At 67.2% G+C, this 23,554-nt stretch carries 26 protein-coding genes and 3 pseudogenes; 7 read left to right on the top strand and 22 right to left on the bottom strand.

Annotated elements, in window-relative coordinates:
* Position 1: 1 nt before the first annotated feature.
* The 5 genes from P1K88_RS04440 to P1K88_RS04460 all read right to left on the bottom strand — a co-directional run bounded on the left by P1K88_RS04440 (position 2) and on the right by P1K88_RS04460 (position 3,866).
* The gene (locus P1K88_RS04440) at positions 2 to 733 is read right to left on the bottom strand and encodes a protein-L-isoaspartate O-methyltransferase family protein (RefSeq protein WP_276412867.1); all 732 of its coding nucleotides are present in this window, start codon (positions 731 to 733) and stop codon (positions 2 to 4) included.
* Between the two features lie 48 nt (positions 734 to 781).
* A complete protein-coding gene (locus P1K88_RS04445; RefSeq protein WP_276412869.1) occupies positions 782 to 1,408 on the bottom strand; it encodes a protein-L-isoaspartate(D-aspartate) O-methyltransferase in 627 nt (208 codons plus the stop codon).
* Position 1,409: 1 nt separating this feature from the next.
* Complete coding sequence (locus P1K88_RS04450) at positions 1,410 to 2,063, bottom strand: HVO_0476 family zinc finger protein (RefSeq protein WP_276412871.1); 654 nt, start codon at positions 2,061 to 2,063, stop codon at positions 1,410 to 1,412.
* Positions 2,064 to 2,161: 98 nt separating this feature from the next.
* On the bottom strand, positions 2,162 to 2,752 hold the full coding sequence (locus P1K88_RS04455) for a hypothetical protein (protein ID WP_276412872.1): 591 nt from the start codon (positions 2,750 to 2,752) through the stop codon (positions 2,162 to 2,164).
* Between the two features lie 157 nt (positions 2,753 to 2,909).
* The gene (locus P1K88_RS04460; RefSeq protein ID WP_276412874.1) at positions 2,910 to 3,866 is read right to left on the bottom strand and encodes an aminopeptidase; all 957 of its coding nucleotides are present in this window, start codon (positions 3,864 to 3,866) and stop codon (positions 2,910 to 2,912) included.
* A gap of 147 nt (positions 3,867 to 4,013) precedes the next feature.
* On the opposite strand from P1K88_RS04460, the gene P1K88_RS04465 reads away from it, so the two are divergent.
* Positions 4,014 to 5,078: a type II glyceraldehyde-3-phosphate dehydrogenase gene (locus tag P1K88_RS04465; RefSeq protein ID WP_276412876.1), complete on the top strand. Its 1,065-nt coding sequence runs from the start codon at positions 4,014 to 4,016 to the stop codon at positions 5,076 to 5,078.
* Between the two features lie 6 nt (positions 5,079 to 5,084).
* Here the strand turns inward: P1K88_RS04465 and P1K88_RS04470 are convergent, their stop codons facing one another.
* Together P1K88_RS04470 and P1K88_RS04475 are read right to left on the bottom strand one after the other, a co-directional pair.
* Positions 5,085 to 5,576, bottom strand: coding sequence for a metallophosphoesterase (locus P1K88_RS04470; RefSeq protein ID WP_276412878.1), 492 nt, complete (start codon positions 5,574 to 5,576; stop codon positions 5,085 to 5,087).
* A 148-nt stretch (positions 5,577 to 5,724) separates the two neighbouring features.
* Positions 5,725 to 6,429: an SDR family oxidoreductase gene (locus tag P1K88_RS04475; protein ID WP_276412880.1), complete on the bottom strand. Its 705-nt coding sequence runs from the start codon at positions 6,427 to 6,429 to the stop codon at positions 5,725 to 5,727.
* Between the two features lie 263 nt (positions 6,430 to 6,692).
* Between P1K88_RS04475 and P1K88_RS04480 the strand changes: the two genes are divergently transcribed.
* Positions 6,693 to 6,941: a DUF7533 family protein gene (locus tag P1K88_RS04480; RefSeq protein WP_276412882.1), complete on the top strand. Its 249-nt coding sequence runs from the start codon at positions 6,693 to 6,695 to the stop codon at positions 6,939 to 6,941.
* On the opposite strand, the gene P1K88_RS04485 is transcribed toward P1K88_RS04480, so the two are convergent.
* Positions 6,938 to 7,612 carry an RNA ligase partner protein gene (locus P1K88_RS04485; RefSeq protein WP_276412884.1) on the bottom strand — a complete coding sequence of 225 codons (675 nt, stop codon included), beginning with the start codon at positions 7,610 to 7,612 and terminating at the stop codon, positions 6,938 to 6,940. The genes P1K88_RS04480 and P1K88_RS04485 overlap by 4 nt on opposite strands.
* A gap of 89 nt (positions 7,613 to 7,701) precedes the next feature.
* Between P1K88_RS04485 and P1K88_RS04490 the strand changes: the two genes are divergently transcribed.
* Positions 7,702 to 8,817, top strand: coding sequence for an RNA ligase (locus P1K88_RS04490; RefSeq protein WP_276412886.1), 1,116 nt, complete (start codon positions 7,702 to 7,704; stop codon positions 8,815 to 8,817).
* Between the two features lies 1 nt (position 8,818).
* Here the strand turns inward: P1K88_RS04490 and P1K88_RS04495 are convergent, their stop codons facing one another.
* The 8 genes from P1K88_RS04495 to P1K88_RS04530 form a co-directional block, all read right to left on the bottom strand.
* Positions 8,819 to 10,660 carry a UvrD-helicase domain-containing protein gene (locus P1K88_RS04495; RefSeq protein WP_276412888.1) on the bottom strand — a complete coding sequence of 614 codons (1,842 nt, stop codon included), beginning with the start codon at positions 10,658 to 10,660 and terminating at the stop codon, positions 8,819 to 8,821.
* A gap of 76 nt (positions 10,661 to 10,736) precedes the next feature.
* Positions 10,737 to 10,895 carry a DUF7563 family protein gene (locus P1K88_RS04500; protein WP_276412889.1) on the bottom strand — a complete coding sequence of 53 codons (159 nt, stop codon included), beginning with the start codon at positions 10,893 to 10,895 and terminating at the stop codon, positions 10,737 to 10,739.
* Between the two features lie 67 nt (positions 10,896 to 10,962).
* Complete coding sequence (locus tag P1K88_RS04505) at positions 10,963 to 11,220, bottom strand: DUF7521 family protein (RefSeq protein WP_379786841.1); 258 nt, start codon at positions 11,218 to 11,220, stop codon at positions 10,963 to 10,965.
* A 75-nt stretch (positions 11,221 to 11,295) separates the two neighbouring features.
* Positions 11,296 to 11,646, bottom strand: a complete 351-nt coding sequence (locus tag P1K88_RS04510) for an ArsR/SmtB family transcription factor (protein WP_276412893.1) — start codon at positions 11,644 to 11,646, stop codon at positions 11,296 to 11,298.
* A gap of 325 nt (positions 11,647 to 11,971) precedes the next feature.
* Positions 11,972 to 12,151, bottom strand: coding sequence for an HVO_0416 family zinc finger protein (locus P1K88_RS04515; protein WP_276412894.1), 180 nt, complete (start codon positions 12,149 to 12,151; stop codon positions 11,972 to 11,974).
* A gap of 243 nt (positions 12,152 to 12,394) precedes the next feature.
* Positions 12,395 to 13,906, bottom strand: a complete 1,512-nt coding sequence (locus P1K88_RS04520) for an Ig-like domain-containing protein (protein WP_276412896.1) — start codon at positions 13,904 to 13,906, stop codon at positions 12,395 to 12,397.
* A gap of 129 nt (positions 13,907 to 14,035) precedes the next feature.
* On the bottom strand, positions 14,036 to 16,165 hold the full coding sequence (locus P1K88_RS04525) for a type II secretion system F family protein (protein ID WP_276412897.1): 2,130 nt from the start codon (positions 16,163 to 16,165) through the stop codon (positions 14,036 to 14,038).
* Complete coding sequence (locus P1K88_RS04530; protein WP_336407605.1) at positions 16,165 to 16,956, bottom strand: type II/IV secretion system ATPase subunit; 792 nt, start codon at positions 16,954 to 16,956, stop codon at positions 16,165 to 16,167. Before P1K88_RS04530 ends, P1K88_RS04525 begins: the two co-directional genes overlap by 1 nt.
* A 155-nt stretch (positions 16,957 to 17,111) precedes the next feature.
* Between P1K88_RS04530 and P1K88_RS18575 the strand changes: the two genes are divergently transcribed.
* Complete coding sequence (locus P1K88_RS18575) at positions 17,112 to 17,333, top strand: hypothetical protein (protein ID WP_473092251.1); 222 nt, start codon at positions 17,112 to 17,114, stop codon at positions 17,331 to 17,333.
* Between the two features lie 350 nt (positions 17,334 to 17,683).
* Here P1K88_RS18575 and P1K88_RS18580 read toward each other — a convergent pair.
* The 5 genes and pseudogenes from P1K88_RS18580 to P1K88_RS04560 all read right to left on the bottom strand — a co-directional run.
* Positions 17,684 to 18,058, bottom strand: a pseudogene (locus P1K88_RS18580) (hypothetical protein); the annotation flags it as partial.
* Positions 18,059 to 18,431: 373 nt separating this feature from the next.
* On the bottom strand, positions 18,432 to 18,959 hold the full coding sequence (locus P1K88_RS04545; RefSeq protein WP_276412901.1) for a phosphopantetheine adenylyltransferase: 528 nt from the start codon (positions 18,957 to 18,959) through the stop codon (positions 18,432 to 18,434).
* Between the two features lie 88 nt (positions 18,960 to 19,047).
* Positions 19,048 to 19,170: pseudogene (locus P1K88_RS18400) on the bottom strand (urease accessory protein UreF); the annotation flags it as partial.
* 104 nt (positions 19,171 to 19,274) lie between these two features.
* Positions 19,275 to 19,658: an urease accessory protein UreE gene (locus P1K88_RS04555; RefSeq protein WP_336407612.1), complete on the bottom strand. Its 384-nt coding sequence runs from the start codon at positions 19,656 to 19,658 to the stop codon at positions 19,275 to 19,277.
* Between the two features lie 32 nt (positions 19,659 to 19,690).
* Positions 19,691 to 19,936: pseudogene (locus tag P1K88_RS04560) on the bottom strand (urease subunit beta); the annotation flags it as partial.
* A 234-nt stretch (positions 19,937 to 20,170) separates the two neighbouring features.
* Here P1K88_RS04560 and P1K88_RS04565 point away from each other — a divergent pair.
* On the top strand, positions 20,171 to 20,890 hold the full coding sequence (locus tag P1K88_RS04565) for a HoxN/HupN/NixA family nickel/cobalt transporter (RefSeq protein WP_276412904.1): 720 nt from the start codon (positions 20,171 to 20,173) through the stop codon (positions 20,888 to 20,890).
* Between the two features lie 212 nt (positions 20,891 to 21,102).
* The gene (locus P1K88_RS04570) at positions 21,103 to 21,276 is read left to right on the top strand and encodes a hypothetical protein (RefSeq protein WP_276412906.1); all 174 of its coding nucleotides are present in this window, start codon (positions 21,103 to 21,105) and stop codon (positions 21,274 to 21,276) included.
* Between the two features lie 68 nt (positions 21,277 to 21,344).
* Here P1K88_RS04570 and P1K88_RS04575 read toward each other — a convergent pair whose 3' ends face one another.
* Entirely contained in the window at positions 21,345 to 21,719 is a 375-nt protein-coding gene (locus P1K88_RS04575) for a truncated hemoglobin (RefSeq protein WP_276412908.1), read from the bottom strand.
* 624 nt (positions 21,720 to 22,343) lie between these two features.
* Here P1K88_RS04575 and P1K88_RS04580 point away from each other — a divergent pair.
* The gene (locus P1K88_RS04580) at positions 22,344 to 23,537 is read left to right on the top strand and encodes an MFS transporter (RefSeq protein WP_276412910.1); all 1,194 of its coding nucleotides are present in this window, start codon (positions 22,344 to 22,346) and stop codon (positions 23,535 to 23,537) included.
* Positions 23,538 to 23,554 lie beyond the last annotated feature (17 nt).

Genomic DNA, 23,554 nt, shown 5'->3' on the forward strand with positions numbered 1-23,554 from the left:
ACTACCGGTCCCAGTCGATCCACTCCTGCTCCCAGCCGTTCCGGGACTGGGCCGACCGCCGGGCGTGTTCGCGGTCCTCGCGCCGCGTCCGGTTGCGCTCGACGGTGTCGGCCTGCTCGCCCTCGACGAGCATCGGTTTGAACGCGACGCTCCCCAGACGCTGGTCGACGCCGTCGGGCGTCACGATGGCGAGTGCCTGCTGGCTGGCTCCGAGCGGCATCACCAGCCGTCCGTCCGGCGACAGCTGCTCGCGCAGCGCTCGCGGCGGTTCGATGGCCGCCGCCTCCACCAGGATCCGGTCGTAGGGGGCGTACTCCGGGAGGCCGCCGGCACCGTCGCGACAGTCGACGAGCACACCCTCGTAGCCCGCCTCCGCGAGGTTCGAGCGCGCCTCGATGACCAGCCGCCGGGTGATGTCGATGGCCTGGACGTTGGCCGCGCCGACGTGTTCGGCGAGTACGGCGGCAGTGTAGCCCACGCCCGCCCCCACGACCAGCACCGTGTCGCTTGCGTCCGGGTCCAGCGCCTCGAGGAGCCGTGCGGCGGTGTTGGGTGCGAGCACGCGGGTGCCGAGGCGCTCGAACGGCCGGTCGGAGTAAGCCTGCTCCTCGCCGACGAACGCCTCGCGCGGCACCGCTCGCATCGCGGCCGAGAGCCAGTCGCTGTGCACGACGCCCTTGCTGTCGTGTTCCAGGCTCGCGACCATGTCGTCCCGCAGTACCGCCGGGTCCATGACTGAATGTTCGACCGGAACTATATCAATGACGCGCCCACTGGGGCGCTACTGCAACCGGACGAACCGGACGGGGCCGTGGGTCTCGGCCGACAGCGAGCCGTCGGCGCGGCGCCGGGCCTCGACGAGGCGCTGCTGGTCGCCGCCGATGGGGGCGAGCAACAGGCCCCCTGGCTGGAGTTGCTCGACGACGGCCGGCGGGAAGGACGGGGCCGCACAGGTCAGGTAGGCACGCTCGTAGGGCGCGTGCTCGGCCCACCCCTCCTTCCCGTCGCCGACGCGAACCGAGACGGCGTCGTAGCCCAGCGACGCGAGCGTCTCGCGGGCGCGCTCGGCCAGCGGTTCGTGATACTCGACGCTGTAGACGTGGTCGGGGCCGACCAACTCGGCCGTGACGGCGGCGTGGTAGCCACACCCGGTGCCGACCTCGAGTACGTCGTCGCCGGGCCGGAGGTCAAGCAGATCGGCCATCCTCGCGACCATGTGCGGCGCCGAGATGGTCTGTCCCTCGCCGATGGGCAACGGGCGGTCCTCGTAGGCCTCCTCGCGGACCCCCTCGGGGACGAACCGGTGTCGCGGGACCGTCTCGAGCGCGTCCAGGACGGCTTCGTCGATGTGGTCGCGTGTACCGAGTCGGTCGACGAGCGCCGCCCGCTGTCGTCCCCAGTCGGGCATCCTACCAGGCCGACCAGGCCGTGGTCGACTCGTCGCGCACCAGCAGCCGGGCGATGTCCTTCGCGAAGGCGATGTCGCCGTCGAAGTCCAGCTTCTCGTGCTGGTAGCCGTGGGCGTCCTCCCGGACGTGGATGCCCTCGACGGTGAACTCCTCGTCGCCGAACTTCTCGGTCCCGCCGACGACGAACTCGAAGTCGCCGGGGACCTGCAGCTTGAGGCTCTCGGTCTCGTCGTGGCGGCCGTCCTTCGGGTGCATCGTGACGTTGATCGCGACGTTCCCGACCGCGCGGGACCAGATGGTCTCGACGTCGGTGACCGGGGCCTCCTCGGTGCGCCCCTCGGCGGTCTCGAGGCTGGTGATGCGGACGGTCATGACCGCCTCCTCGGTCTCGAGGAGGAACTCTTCGCCGACCTTCAGACCCTCGTCCTCCGGGACGTCGACCTGCGCGGAGAAGGAGTCGCCGTCCTGCGAGACGACGACGTCGGTCTGGACGGTGCGTTCCTCGGGCAGTCGCTCCTTGTGGACGTGGTCGCAGGCCGTACAGCGGACCGTGACCTGGCCGCCCGGTTTGAGGACCTCGTGGACGGTCTCTAACTCCGGCGAACAGGCCGGGCACGGCAACGCGATGCGGTCGCCCGGTGTAGCGTCAGTCATACCTACTCCTCTATCGTCCGGGCCTAAATGGTCGTCGCACCGGCCCTATCCGTGGTCTGCCGTCCCACGGTCGGCGACGCGGACGGGTCCGTCGCGGCTCAGGACTGCCAGACGTGGACGGTCTCGCCCGTCCCCGCGCCGACGGCCAGACGGCCCGCTCCGAACTGGACGCCGGTGACGTTGCTCGAGAGCGCCCCGGTCAGCGGGTGGCGCCGGACCGTCTCGGCGCCGACTCGGGTCCGGCGGACCGCCGCGAGTTCGTCGCGCGCCCGCGTCGGTAGGAGGAGTCGGTGCCCGACGTCGCCGGCCGCGACGACCGGCGGCGTCTCGGGGGGCTGGTCCCCGGCACTCGACAGGCGGTCAGCGCTGCCGTCGGCGACGACCCGGTGACTCGCCCGCCCGTCGGCAGTCACGACAGTCCAGTGGCTCCCCTCCCGACCGGGGTGGACGACCAGCCACTGCGGGCGACCCCCGGGCGCGAACGTCACGGCGTCGGCCTCGTGGAGGGGCCCCGCGCCGTCGACGTGGCGGTTCCCCGTCGGTCGGGGGTGGGTGTACCAGACGGTCTCGCCGTCGACCGGCATCGACTCGTCACCGCCGTCGGGCGCTGCCGTCGGAGGGGCCGCCGAGACACACCCGGCCAGGCCGGCGAGGGCGACCGTCCCGAGTACCGTCCGGCGCGTTGGCATCGGGCGTGTGTCCGTCCGGTGTCGAATTAGCCGTTCGGTTACCCTGCCCTCACCGCTCGCCGTTCCGGAGGCGATTTCCTCCCTCTGGTCGCGGCTATCGCCGCTCACTCACTACGAGGAAGTTTCACTTCCTCGCCGTCCTCGCGGCTCACTTCGTTCACCGCTCGCCCTGCGGGAGGTCTACGACCTCCCCGTCCGCGTACACGGTCGGCTCCGTCAGGATACCGTCCAGGTGCAGCGGCGCGTGGACGTCGCCCCCGATGGCGTGGTCGTCGCCGATGGCGATGTGGACGGTGCCGCCGGCCTTCTCGTCCAGCAGCACCGACCCGACCAGTTCGGTGACGGCGACGTTGGTCCCGATGCCAAGTTCGGCGAGGTTGTAGGCGTCCGCGCCGACTTCCTCGGCGGCGTCCTCGACCTGCTCGCGGATGGCCGGGTCGGAGATGTCGGTCACCTGGCCGTCCTCGACCTCGAAGGAGAGCAGTTCGCCGTCGAGTTTTCCGTGGGGACGCATCGTCCCGTCGACGACGAAGGTGCCGTCAGCCGTCTCGGGCGAGACGAACACCTCGCCGGCGGGGAGGTTCGACATCTCGCCGGCCTCGTGGACGATACCGGTGTCGAGGTGCCACTCCCGCGACCCGAGGCCGAAGGTGATGTCCGTGCCCTGGGGGGTCGTGACTCGAATCTCGCCGGCGTCCTGCACCTGGGCGAGCACGTCCTCACAGTGCTGCTCGATGGCCTCGTAGTCGGCGTCCAGCCCCATCAGGAACACGCCCTCGGTGATGCCCGGCAGCGTCGCGACCCGGGCGCCGGCGGCGTTGGCCTCGCTCCGGGCCTCGGTGTGGGTCAGGCTCTTGGTGGTCGGCGCGAGGACCACGTCTGCCGTCCGCATCGCCCCGGCGACCGGCGCCGGCGGTTCCTCGCCGTGCTGGTCGCCCGGCGGGTAGCGGACGAAGACGCTGTCGTCGGTGGTCTCGCCGGCGACCCGGTACAGCGCCTCCCCGATGGCCTTGCGCTTGTCGTCGGTGACGACGGCACACGATTCGTCGGCCTGGAGGTTCAGACACTGGTGGATGGCGGTCTCCGCTGGCTTCCGCAGCGAGGAGTTGTCCATACCGACGGGTCGGCCTCCGTCGGATTAACTCTTGGTGGGCCGGGGCTCGTGTCCTGTGCTACCTCGTGTCATTAGTACAACAATCCGAGTTAATTTCTCCACAAAACCACCGAAAAGAATATCGTGGTGCCACGAGTACGAAGGTACATGCTCCACGTGGGCATCAACGGATTCGGCACCATCGGCAAACGCGTCGCTGACGCGGTGCGTGCCCAACCGGACATGACTGTCGCGGGCGTCGCGAAACGCTCGCCGAACTTCGAGGCAACCATCGCGACCGACCGGGGCTACGACCTCTATGCCGCCGGCGACCGCGACCCCTTCGAGGACGCCGGCATCCCGACCGCTGGGACCGTCCACGACCTGGTCGCCGCGAGCGACGTCGTCGTCGACGCCACCCCCAGCGGCGTCGGGGCCGAGAACGCAGCCCTCTATGCCGAGTACGACACGCCGGCCATCTTCCAGGGCGGCGAGGACGTCGACGTCGCCGACGTGAGTTTCAACGCCCGGGCGAACTACGCCGCCGCCGTCGGCGCCCAGTCTGCCCGCGTGGTCTCGTGTAACACCACCGGCCTCTCGCGCCTGTTTGCCCCCATCGAGGAGGCCTACGGCATCGAGAAGGCCCGCGTGACGCTCGTGCGCCGGGGCGGCGACCCGGGCGATGCGAGCCGTGGACCGATCAACGACACGTTGCCCGACCCGGTGAAGATTCCCTCCCACCACGGGCCGGACGTCCAGACCGTCTTCCCCGACCTGGACATCGACACGATGGGCATGAAAGTGCCCACGACGCAGATGCACACCCACTCGGTCAACGTCACGCTCGCGTCCGAACCCACCAGTGACGCGGTCAGGGACCTCCTCTCGCGGGAGTCCCGGCTCTTTCTCATCCCCGAGTCGCTGGGCATCGACGGCACGGGCAAGATAAAGGAGTACACGCGCGACGCCGGCCGCTCGCGGGGCGACGTCTGGGAGAACTGCATCTGGGCCGAGTCGGTCACCGTCGAGGGCCGGGACCTCTACCTGTTCCAGGCCATCCACCAGGAGGCCGACGTCGTCCCCGAGAACATCGACGCCGTCCGGGCGCTCTCCCGGCGGACGGCCAGCGCCGAGCAGAGCATCGCCCGCACGAACGAGGCGCTCGGCATCGGCCGCGGCCTCGTCCAGCACGAGGGGGCGCCCGCCCGCGTCGACGGCCTCGCGGACGACTGACCTTCCTCACCCCAGGTCGTGGAACGTCAGTGCGCCGCTCTCGGTGTCCAGCGTCGCCACGGAGAAGGGGTCCGGCGCCGGCGGGATGGCGATGCCGCCGGGGTTGACCCGGACCGTCCCCTCGTACTCCTCGGTGCCGGCCTCGTGGGTGTGCCCGTGGACGACGTAGTCGTAGGTGCCACACTCCACCAGCGCGTCGACGATGGCCCCGCTGGTCCCGTGGTAGACGGCCACCTCGGTCCCGTCGAGGCTCAGTTCGCCCATCTCGCCGAGGTACGTGCCGAACGACTCGACGGTGGCGTCGACGGCCCACTCGCCGTCGTTGTTCCCCCGAACCGCGTAGAACGTCCAGTCGCCGTCGAACGGCGTCACCGAGAAGGGCGCGACAAAGTCGCCACAGTGGACGACCGTCTCACAGCCCTCGCGCTGGAACGTCTCGACTGCCGCCTCGACCCGGTCTAGGTTGTCGTGAGTGTCGGACACGATGCCGATGTTCATGGGTGTGTGTTCCGGTGGCGGCCCCAAGAACGTATGGCCCCATCGACGCGCCGAGTTGCGCCATCGCTCGCGGTCGTGACGTGACCGACGCGGCGGACGGAACGGGGCTACGGGGCCGTGCGTGAACGCCTCGTCGGGGGCAGGGCGGCTAGACGGAGGCTGTGAGGCCACCGTCGACACGGATGTTCTGGCCCGTGACGTAGCTGGACTCCGAAGAGAGCAGATACGCGACCGTGTCTGCGATCTCTTCGGTCCGTGCCGGGCGCTCCATCGGGATCTGCGCTCTCGTTTCCTCGTCTACGTCGTAACTATCGACGAATCCGGGCTGGACCGTGTTCATTCGGATCCCGGCCGACGCGTATCTATCGGCGTAGAGCTTGGTGAAACTCCCGAGCCCAGCTCGAAGCACCGAGGAGACGGGGAACGCGCTCGACGGTTCGAACGCCGAGAAGGTGGAGATGTTCACGATGGACCCGTGACCCTGGTCCGCCATGATCGGGGTGACGAGTCGTGCCATCCGGACCGTGTTCAACAGGACGAGGTCCAACCCTTCGTGCCACTCCTCGTCGGTGATCTCGAGGAGGTCGCCCGTCGCCGGGTGGCCCGTATTGTTCACGACCGCGTCGATTCGCCCGTAGCGCTCCGCGGTGGTCTCGACGAGCGCCGCCAGGTCGGCGGGGTCGGTCACCGACCCCTCGAACCCGTCGCCACCGAGGTCCTCCGCGACCTCGACAGCGCTCCCCGACCGTGAGAGCAGTACCGGCGTGTAGCCGTCCTCGTGGAGTCGCCGGGCACAGGCCTCCCCGATTCCACTTCCAGCAGCAGTCACTATGGCCACCTTCGCTTCGGACATGGACGTCCCTTCCACCGGCCGCGCTTTATCTATTTGCACCGGTCATGGGGTGGTGGTTGGGTACGAGCGGCCGGGAGTGAGACGCCAGCGGGTCCCGCGATGTACTGACAACGCGGGGGAACTGAACGGGCTGGGCGGCCACGCGAACCGGGCGAGGGCTCAGTCGGGGGGCCTGCTGGACCGACTGTCTCCCCCTTTCCGACGACTCCTCCCCCTCACGCCGTCCCGCACGCCTTTTATCCGGGTAGCGCCAACCCCCGCTAATGCCGAGGGGTATCCTCGAGACGGTCGGGCTGGTGACGGTGCTGGTCTTTGCCATCCCCGTCGCGCTGTTCGGCGCCGAACACCTCGTCCGCGGGGAGCTTCTCCAGGGCGTCGTCTTCATCGCCATCGCCGGTCTGATGGTCGCCGTCGAGCAGTACCTCACGACGCCGACGGACGTCCCCGGGCTGGTCGCGGAGAAGACCGTCGGGGCCGTCGTGAAGACCGACGAGTCCGACACCGAGGATTAGGACTGGTCGCGCCAGCGGTCCGGGTCGTCGGCCGCCAGGTACTCCCGCAGGAGCGAGGGGAACGCCCGGCCTTTCAGGTAGCGCAGGCCGAAGTCCTCGGCCCAGTTGATGATGCCCCGGTCCTCCGTGACGACGCCGGCGTCGAGCTCGCGGGCCAGGATGAGCAGGTCGAAGTCCTCCCGGGAGTCGAGCACGCCCTGACGGAGCGTGTCGCGGTACTCGTCGCGCAGTTCGGAGATGACCGCGTCGACCTGGGTCATGTGGTCGTGGTCCTCGACGGTCTCGGCGCGGGACTCCTCGGCCTTGCGGACGGCCTTCTCGGAGACGCGCAGGCCGCGGTTGACCCGGTCGGACATCTCGTCGATGAACGTGTAGACGAGCTCGGCCGGAATCATCACCTCGTAGTGGGCCGGCGACTTCGTGATGACCCAGGTGTCGAGTTTCGTCAGCACCTCGTCGCTGATATCCCGGTCTTCCAGCATCGTCGTCAGCTCGTCCTTGATCGACGGTGGCATGTAACAGGAGATGTTGTGGATCTGTTTCGCCGCCGCGATGAGGTCGAGCAGATCGAGACAGGCCGCCTCGAGGTCGCCGTCCGGGCCGCGTATCTCCGTCGTGAGAAACAGCGACGTGTCGAGCACGAAGCGTTGTTTGAGCGGGCGCTCGGCCATACCGGGTGCTTGGACCGCAGGGGAGATAGAACCACGGGCAGAGTGCTCGGTCTGGCAACATTTTACACCCCCGCACACCTATCGGTCACATGGGCGGCGACTGGACGACAGTCTTGGACACGGAGGACGTCGACCCCGAGGACCTGCTCGAGCACTTCGACCGGGCGTGGTTCCGGGGCCGGGAGTACCGCCACCTCACGGACGCCCGCCACGGCGTCGAGCGGGGCACCGCGCTCGTGGGCGACGCCGTCGTCCGCGGGTTCCCGTCGATTCCACGCGCGCTCGTCCTCGAGACGGCCGTCCCCGCACAGTTCGACGGGTCGGTCTCCGTCGAGGAGAAACTGAACGGCTACAACGTCCGTGTCGCGCGAATCGACGGCGACCTGCTGGCCTTTACCCGCCGGGGCTACATCTGCCCGTACACGACGGCGGCCCTCGAAGCGACGCTCGAGGCGACCGCCTTCTTCGATGACCACCCCGAGCGGATGCTCTGTGGCGAGTTCGTCGGCCCGGAGAACCCCTACACGACCCACGACTACGCGGCGGTCGACTCCGCGCGGTTCTACGTCTTCGACGTTCGGGACCGGGCGACCGGCGACCCGATGGGGCCCGAGCGTCGCCGGGCGGTCTGTGCGGAATACGAGCTCGAGGCCGTGCCGCACTTCGGGACGTTCGACCCGGGCGAGGCGGCGGCCGCGGTCCACGACGTGCTCGCCGACCTCGACGCCCGTGGCCGTGAGGGCGTCGTGCTGAAATCGGCGGACGGTCGGCGGGCGCTGAAATACACCACGAGCGCTATCCACCGCGCGGACCTCGAACACGCCTTCTCCTTGCCCTTCGACTACGGCCGGGACTTCATTTTCACCCGCGTCGTCCGGGAGGCGTTCCAGGCCGTCGAACGTGGCGAGGACCCCGAGGCCGTCCGGGAACGCGGCCGGGACCTGGGCGAGGCGATCCTCCCGCCGGCCGTCGAGACCATCCGGGCGGTCGCCGACGACGAACTCGTCGGCGAGTCACACACCGTCCGGAGCGACCCGGACGTCGTCGACGCGCTGCTCTCGTACTTCCGGGACCAGGGCCTCCAGGTAGAGGTCGAGCGGGACGAACGGGTCGACGGCGAACGCGTCGTCGAGTTCACGAAGGTGGCACGGGCCACACAGGACAAGACGGCGTACTACCTCGAGGGCGGGACCGTCGACGAGTGAGTCAGTCGGCGGCGACGGCCTCGCCGGCCTCGTCGAGCAGGTCCTCGATGTCGCGTTCGGTCGGCTCGTTCTCCAGCAGGACGCCGATGGGCAGGGTCGGCGCGCCGTCGACGAGGTTCTCCATCAGGACCAGGCGTTCGCGGGCCCGCGACATCCCGACGTAGAACACCCGCCGCTCGTTGTCCGTCAGGATCGGGACGGGGCTTGTGTGTTTGGTGAACTCCTCGACGCTGGGCACCTCGATTCCCTTCTGGTCTATCGTCGCGGCCATCTGCTCGACGACCTTCTCGGTGAGGTCGGTGGCGACGAAGACGTGGTCGGCCTCGCGTCCCTTCGCGGAGTGGATGGTTCCCAGACGGACGCGGTTCGGGTCCATGCTGCGGTAGTCGCCCGTGAAGTAGGCGTCGACGGATCGCTCCTGGAAGTTGGTCACCTTCCGGAGCATGTCCGCCGCGGAGGCTGGGTCGGGGACGAACGGGACGTGGTCGCGCACGACGTCCGGGTCCAGCTCGATCTCGGCGATGTCGTCTGCCTCGTGCTCGTCTTCGAGGTCTTCGAGCGCCTCGAAGAAGTCGTCGCGTTCGCCGGTGCCGAAGGCCGAGTCGGCGAGCATGTCGGCCAGTCGGCGGCCCTGCAGGACGGTGAGCGGTTCGTCGTTCTCCATGGCCTCGACGGCGCGGACGTACTGGGTCAGCCGGTCGGTCCACATCCGCTGGTCGGTCAGACAGGAGAAGGGGATGCCGTTGCCGATGAACTCGTCCATGAACTGGAACATCTGGTAGCGCGCCCGGAAGAGGACCATCACCGTCTCGTCGGACTGTTCGACGGTCTTGGTGACGTTCCGCGAGAGGTCGAACATCGAGGGGTTCTGGACGGCCTCGACGCGACCGCCCTCCTTGCGCGGGTTGAGGTCTTTCTCCTGGCGCTTCTCGATGTGGCGCACCTCGCGGTTGACGACGTTGAGGATGCGCGAGGGCAGGCGATAGGAGTTGGGCAGGATCTCGTCCTGGGTGACGACCTCCTCGAGCAGGAGGTCGGGGTCGGCGCCCTGCCAGGCGTAGACGACCTGGTCGTCGTCGCCGGCGATGAGCACTCGCCTCATGTGGGGCTTCCACTCCTGGTAGACGTCGTACTGCAGGGTCGTGATGTCCTGGAACTCGTCGATGATGAGGTAGTCGACGTTCGGGAGCAGCGAGCGCTGGGCGACCCGTTCGAGCATGTCGGCGAAGCCGGTCAGGTCGTTGTCGCCCTTGTAGGTGCGCCAGGCGCGGATGGCGTTTGGCACGTCAACCCGGTCGTCGTCGGTCGGCCACGTCGGCGTGTACTTGTTGCCCGTCTGGGCCCGGTCGTCGATCTCCGGGGGCAGGCGGACCTCCTCGTCGTCCCACTTGAAGGGGACGTCGTACCAGTCGGCGACGTCACGGCGGGTCCGCTGGAGCCACTGGCTCGTCGCGATGATCTTGTTCCCGAGCGTCGTCGAGCGGGCCGAACGGCGACGTGACCCCTCGTACTCGTCCTCGAACTCGAGGCCGAACTGCTCACAGAACTCCTCCTTGTCCGTCTCGCCGACGACGTCGCCACGCGAGAGGTTCAGCAACTCGTAGGCCTTCGCGTGCATCGTCGAGACGTTCCCGCGGAGCGCCCGGGGCGAGAGGTCCAGGCGCTCGGCCAGCCGCTCGCGTATCTCGGCCGCTGCGGCACGGGTGTACGAGACCACGAGTACGTCCCGGAACTCGACGTCGTCGTCTTCGAGTATCTCCTCGACGCGGTCGAGCAGCGCTGTCGTCTTCCCGCTACCGGGCCCACCGAACAGGCGGACGACCTCGGTGGTCGAGTCGGTCATTGGGCCTAGGCTAGACCCCCGCGACTATAAACGACGTGCTTTAAGAAAGGCGTGGGGCGAACTCACGTGGCCGCCGCTACGGGTGTCGCGGCGACCGCGCGTCTCTGACCTCGGGGCCGTCCCGAACCTTGTCTTCGCAGGCCGGACAGATTCGTGGCGCGCTGACGTCCGGAGGCGTGAAGACCCGCACGTAGTCTTTCGTGACGAAACCGCCGCAGTTCTGACACTCTGGCATGGGTACTCGTCACATTGTCATCAACTCTCATATAATTATTGGCAAAAATTACTTTCACATTAGTTGACTATCTGTACAGCGAGACGTACAGCATCGCGAACCCGATGATAAAGGGCACCGTCTCGGACATCTGGAGGAAGACGTCGACGAGCGGGGCGGTGCGCCCGGTCCCCAGCTGCGTGATGACGGTGGTGACCGCGACGCCCATGCTGATGAACGCGAACCCGACGAAGGCATACTGCAGGCGCTCCGAGGGGCGCTGCCGGTAGGCCTGGAAGCTGATGAGCGTGATACCGAGCGTCAGGCCGAAGACGGCCATCCGCATCAGGAGGAGGACGCTCCTGGCGACCTCGACGCCGTCGACCACGGCGTCACCACCCCCCCTGCGTCGGCGTCCGCTTCATTCCGGATTCAGCTCGTCCCAGAGCTGACTGAACCGGTCGGGGAGGTTCTCCTCGCGGTAGATGCGGACCCTGTACTCCTCGTCTTCAAGCGAGATGACAGTCGAGTCGAAGTTCGACTCGTAGACCTTGTAGTGGTTGCCGTCGTCGGCCACCAGTGTCTGGTCGGTGACCAGGTCGTACTCGTCTAACATCTCGATGCGACGGTAGACCGTCGGGAGGGACAGGTCACACTCGTCTGCGAGCTCCTTTGCCGACCGGGGCTCTTGACTGATAGCGGCCAGGACACGTCGGGCGTGTGAATCGCCGATCGTATCCAGGATCTCCTCGATACTCTTGTCCTCGGACACTGGTTCAGTCTACTCGTCGTATCATATAAGCGTTCGTGCAGCGGGTACCGTGTTCACACTCAGAAAACGCTCACCTGGCTATATACCGGTGGTGTCCGTCGGTTCGCCTGCAGTCGCCGGGCGGGTGTGAGGCCGCCGTCGCCGGCCGATATCCCCGTCGACGCCGGGCCTCGTGACCCAGCGCCCGCCCGTTCGTCGCCCGCCGGCGCCTGACCCTCGTCGGCCGGCGACTGTCTGCGTCTTTACACGGAGTAGCGACGGCGCCGAGAGCCGTGGCTCCGTCACTCGCGTCACCGCCGAAAAGTACCCCCCTCGCGGGGCGTGGTCAGTTTACCGGTGTCCAGCCACACACCGAGCACTCGGTCGCGGCGGACGAATGGAGCCCGCCACAGTCCGGACACTGCTTTTTGTTGTAGTTGTCCTCCCAACCTGTCTCCTCGACGTCGTGTCCGCGCTGGGTGAGAAATTCGTCGAACATGTCGTCAGGACTCGGTGCGGTCGCCATACATGGTATGCTATACCACGCCAGTACTTAGAGGTACTGGTCCCGTCGCATGTTGTCACGGAACGGCCGACGACGCGAAGCGCCCCCTGGACGGGACGAAACTGGAGAGCACATGTGTGCGGGACGCCGGCTTCCGAGTGGGACCGGGTCCCGGGCGCGCGACGTGTCGACGACGGCGTCGAGGTCGACCGTTCCGGGCCGGTTCGAGGGCCGTCCGGGAGTGTCGAACTGTCCCGGTACCAGTCAGGGGAGCTGGACGAAGTAGTTCGCCGAGGTCCCGCTGTACTCGATGGAGAAGCCGAAGAAGTCCTTCGTCCCCACCTTGTCGAAGGTCAGCGTAATGGTCTGCTCGCCGCCTGCCGGCACGACGATGTCGCTGTCGACGGTGTCCCAGTCACCGAAGAGGTACAACGTGTCGGCGTCGTTGCCGTTCAACACAGCGGAATCCTGGTTTGCCTTGTTGCTGTTCGAGGAATAAAACAGGAGCCGGGCACGCGTTATCTTCTGGTCCTGGGTGCCGGTGTTGGCCAGCGTAACCTCCACCGTGCCCGTGTTCTTGCGTTCCACCGATTCCAGGCTCACGCTCCCGGGGGTCCCGGGGTTGATTTCGGAGACGCTGTCCTCGCCACCACTCCCGCCGCCGACTGTGATTGTGAACGTCGTCCGTTCTCTGGGCTCGATGGTCCCGCTCCCGTCGAAGTCGCCTTCGGCGGTGACGACCGACGTTCCGGCGCTCGACGGCGAGAACACGACCGACGCCGCCCCGTCCTCGTCGCTCCGCTCCGTGACCGACGTCCCACCCGAGGGAAGGAAGGTCCCGTCGGACGTGCTGAACGTCACCTCGCCCGTCGCGGGGTTGTTGTACCGGTCCCGGACCTCGACGGCCAGTTCCGTCGACTCCCCGGTGCGGATGCTCTCCGTCACGTCGCCGTCTCCGGTCAGGTAGCGCGCGCCGAGGACGCTGTCGTCGACGTCACTGCCGACGCCGACCCGGGCAATCCGGAGCTGGTACTCGCCGGGCTCGAGGTTCACCGTCAGCGTGTTGTACGGGTCGCCGGGCGTGACGTCGATGTTGGCGACGTTGCCGTTCGGACTCCTCTCGTCCTCGAGGAGCGTCTCCCACTGTTCTTCGGTCAACGTCGTCGGGAGTTCGATCACGATGTCGCCGCTCCCGTCGTTGGTGATGGTCGTCGACGTGGTCGGCGCCGACAGGGGGACCGTCTCGATGGCCACCGACTGCGTGCTCGCCGTCGAGAGCTGGCCGTCGAGCAACACGAGCGTCACCTGGTCGCCCTCGATGAAGCTCCCCGAGCTGACGGGCAGTCCCGCACCGCCCTCGAAGGTGTTGACGAGCGTGTTGTGTTCGTACACCGTGACTGGCGCGTTTCCGTACTCGTTGTAGGCCGGCCGGTAACGGAGCGTCGTCGTCTCGAAGGTCCTGTCGTCCCCGTTCCAGTAGGTGTCGGCCGACGGCGCGCGGGCGTTCGAAACTGTCACCGTCCCGGCACCCCTCGTCTCGATAGTTCCCGCCCCGACGCCGGGGTTGATGAGGAAGAACCGTGACGGGTAGCGTGCGGCGAGTTCCAGCTGGGCCGACCCCGGGACGTCCTCGGTCCCCGACTGGAGGATGGTGCGCTCGAGGTTCAACATGTCCTGCTGGACGCGCTTGTTGTGCTCGAACTCGACTTGCTGGTTCTCGGCCGGGACGGCGTTGACCTGTATCAACGCGAGCATCGAGATGAGCAGTCCGAACATCAGTATCGCACCGACGACCGGCGAAACACCCCGGCTGTCGCGGCCGAACCGGCTAGCGGACCGGGCGGGGTCGCGGGTTGACCGCTGGCGACTCTGTGACTGGGTCTGTGTCTCTTGTGTCATAGTCTGTTAGATGAGCATGAACGCGGCAGTTGAGAGCACCACGAGCCCGATTCCGTACTTCAGGCCGCTGAACGCGTCGTTGTCGACGAGTTTCCCGGCCAGCAGCCCGGAGCCGAGCCCCTGGATGATCGCCGAGTGGAAGAACAGCGTCTCGTAGGCCGCGATGGGCAGATTCGAAATGCTGATCGGTGCCTCGATGTCCGTGTTCGGAGCCGTCGTCTGGGTGTTCGCGATCGGTTCGAGATACGCCGTCGTCAGCATCGCGACGACGAGCAGGTAGACCAGGAACCCGATGATGACGACGGCGACGTAGGAACTGAGCTCGCGTCGTCGCTGTTGCTCTATCTTGAAGCGGTTCCGGGTGTCGTTGGCGGCGATACTGAGAACCCGCGCGAGGTCGCTGCTCGAGCGCATCCCCTCGGCGATGAGCTTGATCGCCCGCGAGAGCTGTGGGACGCGCAGTCGGTCGGCGAACGAACGGAGTGCCCGGGACGTGTCGTGGTTCCACTCGATGTCGTTGCGGACCTTCCGCAGTTCCGTCTCGATGGGGCCACTCGACCACTTCGCGACGAGGCCGAGCGCCTCGGTGGTCGGCACGCCCATCTTGTTCGCGCTCGACAGCGCGTTCATCGTGTCCGGGAACTGGCTGGCGATCCGGTTCTCGCGACGCCGCTTTCGCTCGACGAACGCCGACAGCGGCACGATGACGACGAGGAGCGGCACGACGACGAGCAGGAGCGTCGCGACGCGGGGTGCATCGAGGAACGCCTGTCGGCTCAGTTCCGCGCTCCCCGCGTTGACGACGCCCCCGACCCAGAGCACTGCGAGCGGGACGCTCACCGGCAGTGTCATCAGGGGGCTGGCATCGAAGACGGCCGTCACCGGGAACAACGAATCGACGAAGTACCGCTGCCGGCGCTGGCGGAGGTACGCCCTCTGTTCTATTTGCATCTGCGCTTCGGGAGACGTCTCCTCGGCGCCATTGACCGCCGATGCGACCGTCTCGATCGCCTGCTGGACGAGATCCCGGGCGACCAGCACCGCGAGTCGCGCCGTCCCGTCGTTCGTGACGTGGTGTTCCGTTTCGAGGTCGACCTTCGGCTGGGTGAACGGGCTCGACAGCGTGTCGATCAGCACGAGGAACATCACCATCGCCAGCGGCATCACGGCATAGACCAGGAGCGTGACCTGGCCGACGGTGTTCGCGCCAAGCAGGCTCATCACGATGAGGATGACGATGAGGAACAGCGGTGCGGCGACGAACAGGACGACGAAAACCTCGCTCAGCAACGAGAGCGTCTCGAGGAACCCGGTCTGTTCGTCCCGTGCCTCCTCGAGGTAGGCGTCGGTCTGGGTCTCTAAGAACACCGTCACTTCGCCGCCCGAGTCGATCACGCTCAACAGGTCGTCGAAGAACTGTTCTAAGTTGTCACTCGGGGTGATGTTCCGGGCGTTCTGCAGGGCCGTATAGAGGTCGTTCCCGAACAGTTCGACGTCGCGGACGATCATCTGGAACTCGTTTGCCACCTCGCCGTAGGTGTCCTGGGCCGACCCGAGTATCTTGATCGTCTCGACGATGTCCATCCCGCCGTACGACAGCGCGTACATGAATGTGATCGCGTGTGGGAGGGTGACGTTGATGTTTCGACGCCGGCCGCCGACCAGCGATTTCGGATAGTAGTACCGGGCGAACCACGTCCCGCCGGCAAGGAGGCTGGCGGCGACGATAGCGAGCGCCCCACCGGTGAACAGCGTCCTGTTCTCGCCGAGGTACACCGTCACCTCGCCCCGGAACTCGAAGGGGTTCGACAGAGACCCGACGACGCCCAGGTCGACGAGGACGACGGTCAGGAGGACGCCCGCTACCACCCCGACGAACGCCGCTGCGATGGCGTACATCGCGGTCCGCTCGAGGTACACGTCGTAGTTCTGCCCGAACCGGGCCTGGTTCAGCCAGCGCTGGAGGTTCCGGTACTTCTTCGGGCGGAGTCGGTAGTAGCTCCGGAGGTACCCGTACTGCTCGCGGAACTCCTCGCTGTCCTCGGGCCGGACCGACTCGGGGTCCCGGTACTGACTGACCCCGGTATCGGTCGACGTTCCCCGACTGGAGGCGCTCCGGTAGTCGTCTCCCCCCATCAGCCGTCCTCAATGAGCGTTCGCAGGTCGACGTCGTTCGACTTCATCCCCTCGAGGTTGGGCCCATGTTTCCGGAGGTACTCGCCGGTGAGTCGACCCGCTTCGAGGTCGGCCATCGTCCCCTCGTGGTCCTTGTCGAACAGCTGAATCGCGCCGGTCACCTCGACGTAGCCGTTGATCCCCTCGTCGGCGAGGTATTGCAGGAGCCGTCGCCGGTCTTCGAGTTGCCGGTCGAGTTCCTCGTCGTCCCAGCCCCGCTCGCTGGCGATCTCGACCATCAACTCGGACTTTCCAGTCTGCTCGTGCGTGTCGGTCTCGGCGTCGCGCTTGAACACTGTCTTCGAGCGGACCTCGCTGCTGTCGTACTCCTGGGGCAGTATCTCGGCCGTCTCGACGTTCCGGCGGACGCGCTCGTCGCCCATGTAGGTCTGGCGCTGTATCGAGACGATGTCCAGGTCCTGGAGCATCTGGACCGGGACGTTGAGCGGCTCGTTTTCCATCCGGGAGATGACCGTCTCGACGGAGTCGGCGTGGAACGTCGTGTAGGCCGTGTGGCCCGTCGACATCGCCTGGAAGAAGGTCAGTGCGACCCGCTCTTCGGTCCGGATCTCCCCGACGAGGAGGTACTCCGGCCGCTGTCTGAGTGCGGCATTGAGGAGGTTGTACATGCTGACTTCGCCACGGCCCTCGGCGGTCAGCGGCGTACGCGTGACGCTCTGGATCCAGTTCTCGTGGGGGAGGTCGATCTCGCGCGTGTCCTCGATGGAGACGATCTTGCTCGACGGCGGGATGGAAAAACGAGATGGCGTTCATGCTCGAGGTCTTGCCCGACCCCGTGCCGCCGGCGAAGATGAGCGACTTGTTGTTCTGGATCGCGATCCAGTAGTACGCCATCAACTCCGCCGAGAACGTGTTCCACCGGACGAGGTCGACCGGGGTGAAGGGAATGTCGGCGAACTTCCTGATGGTGAAGTTCGACCCGCGGGTGCTGATGTCGCCGCCCAGCGTCATCTGCACGCGGCTCCCGTTCGGGAGCGAGGCGTCGACGAGCGGGCTCGAGACCGTGAGTTGCTTCCCGGCCCGCTGGGCCGTCCGGAAGATGAAGGAGTCGAGCGATTCGCGGTCGAAGGCGATGTTCGACTTCAGGTCGCGGTACTCCCGGTGGTAGACGAACACCGGGACGTTCGTCCCGTCACAGGAGACGTCCTCGACCGCGGGGTCACGCATGATGGGATCGATGGCTCCGTAGTCGATGAAGTCACGGACGAGGTAGTACAGGAGCTTGTGGAGCGTCCCGGCCTCGACCGTCGCGGCGTTCTTCAGGATCATCTCCTTCGCTTCCTGTTCGAACAGTGTCCGGCGCTCGAGTTCGTCGTCGAAATCCTTGTACATGAGCTGGTTGCGCAGCAGCTCGACGAGGTCGGTCCGGACGTACCGCTCGAAGTTGTTCATCGTCACCTCCGTGACGAGGTATCTGTGCTCCCGTGTGTGGTCGTCGTAGACGATGGCGACGAACGCGTAGGGCTTTCGCACCCACCGGTACTCGACCAGTTCGTACGCGTCGAGAAACGAGAAGTCGAAAAAGCGCGTCGCGATGAACTCGTTCGACGGCGCGTCGGCGAACTCCTCGTCCGTGTTCTCGACGTAGTAGTTGCGAACGTCGGTGAGGATGTCGGTCACTGTCGGGTCCTCCCACAGGACCATCTCCGTTTCGGACTGCTCGTCCTCGGAGTCGACCCGTTCGATGTCGAGCGCTTCTGTCAGCTGTTCGTCGGGCTGTTCGTCGCCCTCGCGTCGCTCGGAGACGCCGGCTGCCGATTCGGCGGTACTCTCCAACAGATTGCTGGCCTGTTCGGTTACCCCTCGTCCTCCTGTCGTTGGTTCGTCGTTCATGATAGTCTGTTCCGTCTTCCGCAGACCCGCCCCGAACGTTCGCTGTCACCCCGGTCGTCGACCGCTCGACAGCGAGAGTGCCACACTCACCGCCGTCCGGAGCAGACTCGGTTCGTTCGGACACCGGTGCGTCCCGATATCCACCCCCTTGACAGTCCGAACGGAGTCGTTATGTCAGGACCGCATCCACGTATGTTAGGATAGTCTCCAGTAAGCTACGTCTATTTATCAATATATCGGCTGATAATATCCATTAGATTATCGGTTGGTTTCCCGAACCACACAGATACGAGAGACGACACCGGCGGCCCGGGGTCTCGGAACGACGACCGTCGGGTCGGCCGAACCGTGGCCGCTGAACGACCGTTCCCTGTCACTCCCCGTCGTCGAGGAGTCGCCCGTGCGTGTCTATCTCGCCGTTCCGAATCCGGGTGCTACTGATGCGCGTGCCGTCCTCGGCGGTGACGAAGGGCGGCGTGTGGACCTCGAGCGGTCGGAGACCGTTCTCGCGGCGCTGCTGGTTGAGTTCGTAGGCGCGTTGCTGGGCTTTCGCCTCGGGCGAGGCGACGAGCGCGTCCACGTCCTCCCGGGTCGCGGCGGGGCCCAGCGCGTCCTCGAGCCGGTGAATGTCGTACGACGCGGTGTAGGCGGCCGCCAGGCGGTCCAGTTCGTCGTCCAGCGCCGCCTTCCGGTCCGCGAACGACCCGAGCAGTTCGACGTGGGAGGGGTCGCTGCGGGTCTCCGCCGCCAGTTCGGTGCTGGTGAGGGCGACGACGACGTGGCCGTCGCCCGTCCCGTCGTGACTCGCCGTCTGGAACGCCTTGTGCAACAGGGCGCGGTGCCCGTTGTGGACGGGCGTGAACGTGCCGCCGAGAATCGCCGTGCGTTCGGTGCCAGCCATACCGGTCGTTCTCACGGCACGGCCCTATAGGTGTGGGCACCTGCGACCGACGGCGCGGTCGCTCGCCGATCGATCGGCTATCGGTCGCTCAGCTGGCGAACAGCCGGCGGTCGGCCCGTTCGTGTTCGGCGGCGAGCACGTCGACTAGCGGGGCGAACGGCGCCATCTCCGCCACCGAGCGGTCGGCGCTGTCGTCGACGGCGGCGGCGACCCGGCCGTCGGCGACGAACTGCTCGAGACCGCAGGAGACCGAGTCGGTCCCGATCGGGAGAAACGAGTCCGCCAGGCGGAACGCCCCGAGGGTCCCGTCGTCGCTCATCGGTCGCCCCCGTCGATGGTCCGGACGTCGTGGTCGCCGTGCGGGTGTGAGTGCCCGCGGTGGTGGCCGTCCGTGCCATCGCCGTGGTCGTGACCATCCGTCCCGCCGCCGTGGTCGTGGTCCGGCGTCGCGTCGTCGAACGTCGTCGGCGGGGCGGACTCGTAGCGAACGGAGACGCCCTCGGGCAGCAGGTCCCGACCCAGCGTCTCCATGCGCTCGCCGCTGTCCGTGACTGGGAACAGCGCCCCGGCGTCCCGGACGGCGAGGCCCCAGTGCCGGTTCCCGAGCGCGTGACCGAGTTCCAGCGCAGCCGTGGCGGACACGTCCGCCCCAGCGAGCTCGAGGACCAGCGCCTCGACGTCGGTCAGCGCGACGATCACCAGGTCGCCGTCTTCCGTCGCGAGGACGTCGCCGTCTGCTCGTCGCCGGGTTCGAACCGGATGGCGGTGCCCGCGGGGATGTTCAGTCGCATCCCGTAGGCGGCCGCGCGGTCGAAGGCGAGCGCGGCGTTGGCCTCGAAGAAGTGGAAGTGCGAGCCGACCCGTACCGGCCGGTCGCCGGTGTTCCCGACGGTCACCTCGGCCGTCTCGCGCCCCTCGTTCAGCGTCACGGTACCCTCGCCGGCGACGATCTCGCCGGGGACGAGGTCGTCTGTCATCTCGCCCCGACACCTCCGGGGCGCGTCGCCCGCGCGGCGCTCCCTGTGGATTCGGTCATCGTAGGGTGGTATTTGGCGAGTCCCGTCATAAAGGGGCGCAGCGGAACAATATTTATGTAGTTGTGGGCTGGTTTGTGGGACGTTCGTTTACTCGGTGAGCATGCAACCGAACACGTCGCTACCGGACGTAGTGACCGCAACCGTCATTGAGCGTCGGCGAGAGGGTGCGGTGTAATGACTGCCACGGAACTGACCGCGTTGCTGACCGCCGGCGTCCTCGGGATCACACACGCCCTCGAACCGGACCACGTCGCCGGCATCTCGTCGCTGACCAGCGAGTACGCGGACTCCCGTCTGTCGGCGCTGGCCGGGGCCTGTTTCAGCCTCGGGCACGTCGCGCTCGTCGTCGCCTGGCTCGGCGTGGGCTACCTGGCGCTGGGCCGGACGTCGTTCCCGCCGGTCTTCGAGGCGGTCGGCACGGCCGGTGCCGGCGTCCTGCTCGGCCTGCTCGGGGCCGTCATGGCCGTCACGGGGCTGCGACGGACGGTCCGCACGACCGAACACGACCACGACTCCATGACCCACAGCCACCCGCACCTCCACCTCCCGTTGCCGGGCTTCGAGGGCCACGACCACGGCCACGACACCGTCTCGTACCTCAAGACCGGGCTCGTCGGCGCGCTCTTCACGCTCTCCCCGCCGGTCTCGATGCTCGTCTTCTCCTCGACGCTCCTGCCCGACTACGGCGCCACCGTCGTCACCCTCGCCGTCGTGACCTACGGCATCACCATCACCGTGACGATGAGCCTCCTCGGCGCGGGCGCGGGCGCGCTCTTTGGCGTCACCGAGGCGCGCAGCGCGACGTTCCACGGGGCCGCGCAGGCCGTCGCCGGTGTCGCGATAGCGCTGCTCGCGTCGACGCTGCTCGCCGACGCGGTGCCCGTGCTGGTCTAGCGCGGCCGCCACCCGCTCGTTCTCGCATCCGTAGTCGTCGGTCACAGCCCGAGCGCCGACGACGGCCGAAACGAGCAACGTTCCCCGCCACCGCCCTCGCCGCCGGCCAAAACTGACAAAACACACCGACCGTCTCGAACCCCGACCGCCGCCTGCTCGACGAGCCCAGCGAGGGCATCCAGCCCTCTCTCGTCGCTCAGAGCAGCGCGGACATGCAGGACGTCAACCCGGACCCGGCACGATCATCCCGTTCGCCGGGCAGAACCTCGGTGTCGTCCGCGAGATGGCCGACGCTGCTACGTGACAGAGCGCGGCGCGACCGTCGAGAGGTCGGGCCGACGGCGCTCACCGACGAGGCCGCAAACGCCGAGTATCTGGCCGTCTGACCGGTGGACTCGGGTCCGCGGTCGGCCACGCCCGGACACGTTCTCGCCGGGTCGAAAGCGAAGCCCCGTCAGTCGTCGTCCGGTTCCGCCAGCAGGTCCTCCTCGTAGGCCGCGACCGCTTCCACGACGGCGGCCGCGTCGTCGTCCGGGACGTCGAACGCGTCGAGACTCTCCTGGAGTAACTTGACGGCACGCTGGATGTGTGCGGGTGTGAACGGGACGTGGAGGTGGGCCTCCCGGACCGGCGCCGCGTCGTAGGTCTCCGGCCCGCCGGCGGCCTCACAGAGGAAGTCGGTCTGGGTCCGCCGCAACAGCTCCATGTCCGCGCTCTCGAAGAACTGTCCGAGGTCGTCGTCTTCGACCAGTCTGTCGTAGAAGTCGTCGACGACCGCACGGATGCCCTCGCGTTCCCCCAACCGCTCGTACAGCGTCTGCTCGCTCATAGATTCTGAACGGCCGTTTCGACTAATATTGCTTTCGCCGTGGACGCGAGCAATCCGTCTTCGACCCACCACGAACCGGGTCTCACGGACGGACGCCTCTGTAGTGCCGTGGTCGTCGGCGGTGTCGAATCCTGCCGACCGGCGAGTCCACATCGCCTAGCGGCACGGCGAACAGCCGCTCGTCGACCTGGATTCCCCGGAACAAGGATACCGTCTCGGTACGTCCTGTTACGTATATACTCTCACCACAATTGGTGGTTAAATACTCGAATAGACATCTAAAAACTCCAAATACACCCCTATCGAGTTGTATTGGGGCCATATATATGCCTATACGTGGTATATGGTCTCAAAAATGAGACACTTGCAGTAGTGGTGGGAAAATATACCCAGAGATACCGATATCGTATGTCATATCGGGAGCTGCGATCGGAACACGCCGCTCGAGGAGTGGTTCGTGACATCTCTCCGGGATGCTGCACGACTCCCTCGGCAGTTCCCCGGGTAGCGGTCTGTCCTGGCCCACCACGTGAGGCAGTGACTGGAACCTCGACGCAACCGCCGGTACCGGGTCCACAACAGTATTACCCCCTGGGAGCCACAAATCCGGGTGATAGCGGCGAGATGTCCACCACACGCACCCGCCTGTCCCTGGCCGGCATCGTCTTCACCATCCTCTTCGCGCAGGTGCTCCTCTACCCCGGCGTCGACGTCCTGGTCACGGCGCTGGGGGCACAGACGCGCCTCGACGCGAGCATGTGGTTCCTCGCGGCCGAGTTCGGGGCCTTCATCGCCTTCGCCGGCGTCTGGGGGGCGGCCAGCGACGCGGCCGGGAAGCGCGTCCCGTTCGTGGCTGTGGCGGCGGTGGGCGGCGCCGTCGGGTACGCCGCGCTGGCGACGCTGCCGACGCAGTTCTCGCTCCCGTTCGAGGCCATCCTGCTCCTGCGGGCCGTCCAGGGCGCGACGACCATCGGCGCGTTCTCGCTGGCGATGACCATGCTGATGGACTTAGAGGGCGGCCACGGGCGGAACATGGGCGCGGCCGGTATCGCCATCGGTGCCGGCACCGCGCTCGGAGCGCCCGTTGGCGGCCAGCTGTTCACCCAGGGGCCGCTCGTGCCACTCTACGTGGCCTGTGCCCTCATGTGCCTCGTCGCGCTCGCGACCCGGGCCATCCCGGACCGCGCCCCGGCGGAGAACCGCGACTCCGTGCTCCGCATCCTCACCGGCGGGGTGCGCGAGCGGCCGGCGCTGACGCTGCCCTATGCCTTCGGGTTCATCGACCGGCTGACCGCCGGGTTCTTCGCGCTCGTCGGGACGCTGTACTTCCGGACCGCCTTCGAGTTGAGCCCCGGCGCCACCGGCCTGATGCTCGCGCTGTTTTTCGCCCCGTTCGGGCTGTTGCAGTACCCGTTCGGAGTGCTGTCGGACCGCATCGGTCGGACGCTCCCCGTGGTCGCCGGCTCTGCGCTCTACGGCCTCGGCGTGGTCGCCGTCGGCCGGGCACCGAGCGTGGAACTGGCGGCCGTCGCGATGGTCGCCGTCGGCGTCCTGGGCGCCCTGATGGCGCCGGCGACGATGGCGCTCGTCTCCGACCTGGCGGCGCCCACCGGCCGGGGGGTGGCGATGGCCGGCTTCAACGTCTTCGGGAGTTTCGGGTTCCTCGTCGGCATCCTGCTCGGTGGTACCGTCGCCGGCGCCTACGGCTACCCCGCCGCCTTCACCGCCATCGGCGCGCTGGAACTGGGACTGGCGCTCGTCGCCGCGCCGGTGTTCCTCCGGTTGAACGCCGACCGGCGGGTCGTCTTCTCGCGGTGAGTGCCGTCCAGGCAGAG

This window comes from Haloarcula halobia, assembly GCF_029338255.1.
GTDB lineage: Archaea > Halobacteriota > Halobacteria > Halobacteriales > Haloarculaceae > Haloarcula > Haloarcula halobia.

Excerpts from the sequence above, each read along its gene's own strand:
- P1K88_RS04470 (WP_276412878.1), bottom strand. The coding sequence starts at position 5,576 with ATGAACATCGGCATCGTGTCCGACACTCACGACAACCTAGACCGGGTC.
- P1K88_RS04480 (WP_276412882.1), top strand. The coding sequence starts at position 6,693 with ATGCCGAGGGGTATCCTCGAGACGGTCGGGCTGGTGACGGTGCTGGTC.
- P1K88_RS04570 (WP_276412906.1), top strand. The coding sequence starts at position 21,103 with ATGCAGGACGTCAACCCGGACCCGGCACGATCATCCCGTTCGCCGGGC.
- P1K88_RS04525 (WP_276412897.1), bottom strand. The coding sequence starts at position 16,165 with ATGGGGGGAGACGACTACCGGAGCGCCTCCAGTCGGGGAACGTCGACC.
- P1K88_RS04575 (WP_276412908.1), bottom strand. The coding sequence starts at position 21,719 with ATGAGCGAGCAGACGCTGTACGAGCGGTTGGGGGAACGCGAGGGCATC.
- P1K88_RS04485 (WP_276412884.1), bottom strand. The coding sequence starts at position 7,612 with ATGGCCGAGCGCCCGCTCAAACAACGCTTCGTGCTCGACACGTCGCTG.
- P1K88_RS04505 (WP_379786841.1), bottom strand. The coding sequence starts at position 11,220 with ATGCGGATGGCCGTCTTCGGCCTGACGCTCGGTATCACGCTCATCAGC.
- P1K88_RS04450 (WP_276412871.1), bottom strand. The coding sequence starts at position 2,063 with ATGACTGACGCTACACCGGGCGACCGCATCGCGTTGCCGTGCCCGGCC.
- P1K88_RS04500 (WP_276412889.1), bottom strand. The coding sequence starts at position 10,895 with ATGCCAGAGTGTCAGAACTGCGGCGGTTTCGTCACGAAAGACTACGTG.
- P1K88_RS04580 (WP_276412910.1), top strand. The coding sequence starts at position 22,344 with ATGTCCACCACACGCACCCGCCTGTCCCTGGCCGGCATCGTCTTCACC.
- P1K88_RS04445 (WP_276412869.1), bottom strand. The coding sequence starts at position 1,408 with ATGCCCGACTGGGGACGACAGCGGGCGGCGCTCGTCGACCGACTCGGT.
- P1K88_RS04515 (WP_276412894.1), bottom strand. The coding sequence starts at position 12,151 with ATGGCGACCGCACCGAGTCCTGACGACATGTTCGACGAATTTCTCACC.
- P1K88_RS04460 (WP_276412874.1), bottom strand. The coding sequence starts at position 3,866 with ATGGACAACTCCTCGCTGCGGAAGCCAGCGGAGACCGCCATCCACCAG.
- P1K88_RS04565 (WP_276412904.1), top strand. The coding sequence starts at position 20,171 with ATGACTGCCACGGAACTGACCGCGTTGCTGACCGCCGGCGTCCTCGGG.
- P1K88_RS04495 (WP_276412888.1), bottom strand. The coding sequence starts at position 10,660 with ATGACCGACTCGACCACCGAGGTCGTCCGCCTGTTCGGTGGGCCCGGT.
- P1K88_RS04490 (WP_276412886.1), top strand. The coding sequence starts at position 7,702 with ATGGGCGGCGACTGGACGACAGTCTTGGACACGGAGGACGTCGACCCC.
- P1K88_RS04440 (WP_276412867.1), bottom strand. The coding sequence starts at position 733 with ATGGACCCGGCGGTACTGCGGGACGACATGGTCGCGAGCCTGGAACAC.
- P1K88_RS04475 (WP_276412880.1), bottom strand. The coding sequence starts at position 6,429 with ATGTCCGAAGCGAAGGTGGCCATAGTGACTGCTGCTGGAAGTGGAATC.
- P1K88_RS04545 (WP_276412901.1), bottom strand. The coding sequence starts at position 18,959 with ATGGCTGGCACCGAACGCACGGCGATTCTCGGCGGCACGTTCACGCCC.
- P1K88_RS04465 (WP_276412876.1), top strand. The coding sequence starts at position 4,014 with ATGCTCCACGTGGGCATCAACGGATTCGGCACCATCGGCAAACGCGTC.
- P1K88_RS04455 (WP_276412872.1), bottom strand. The coding sequence starts at position 2,752 with ATGCCAACGCGCCGGACGGTACTCGGGACGGTCGCCCTCGCCGGCCTG.
- P1K88_RS04520 (WP_276412896.1), bottom strand. The coding sequence starts at position 13,906 with ATGTTCGGACTGCTCATCTCGATGCTCGCGTTGATACAGGTCAACGCC.
- P1K88_RS18575 (WP_473092251.1), top strand. The coding sequence starts at position 17,112 with ATGTCGGCGAACTTCCTGATGGTGAAGTTCGACCCGCGGGTGCTGATG.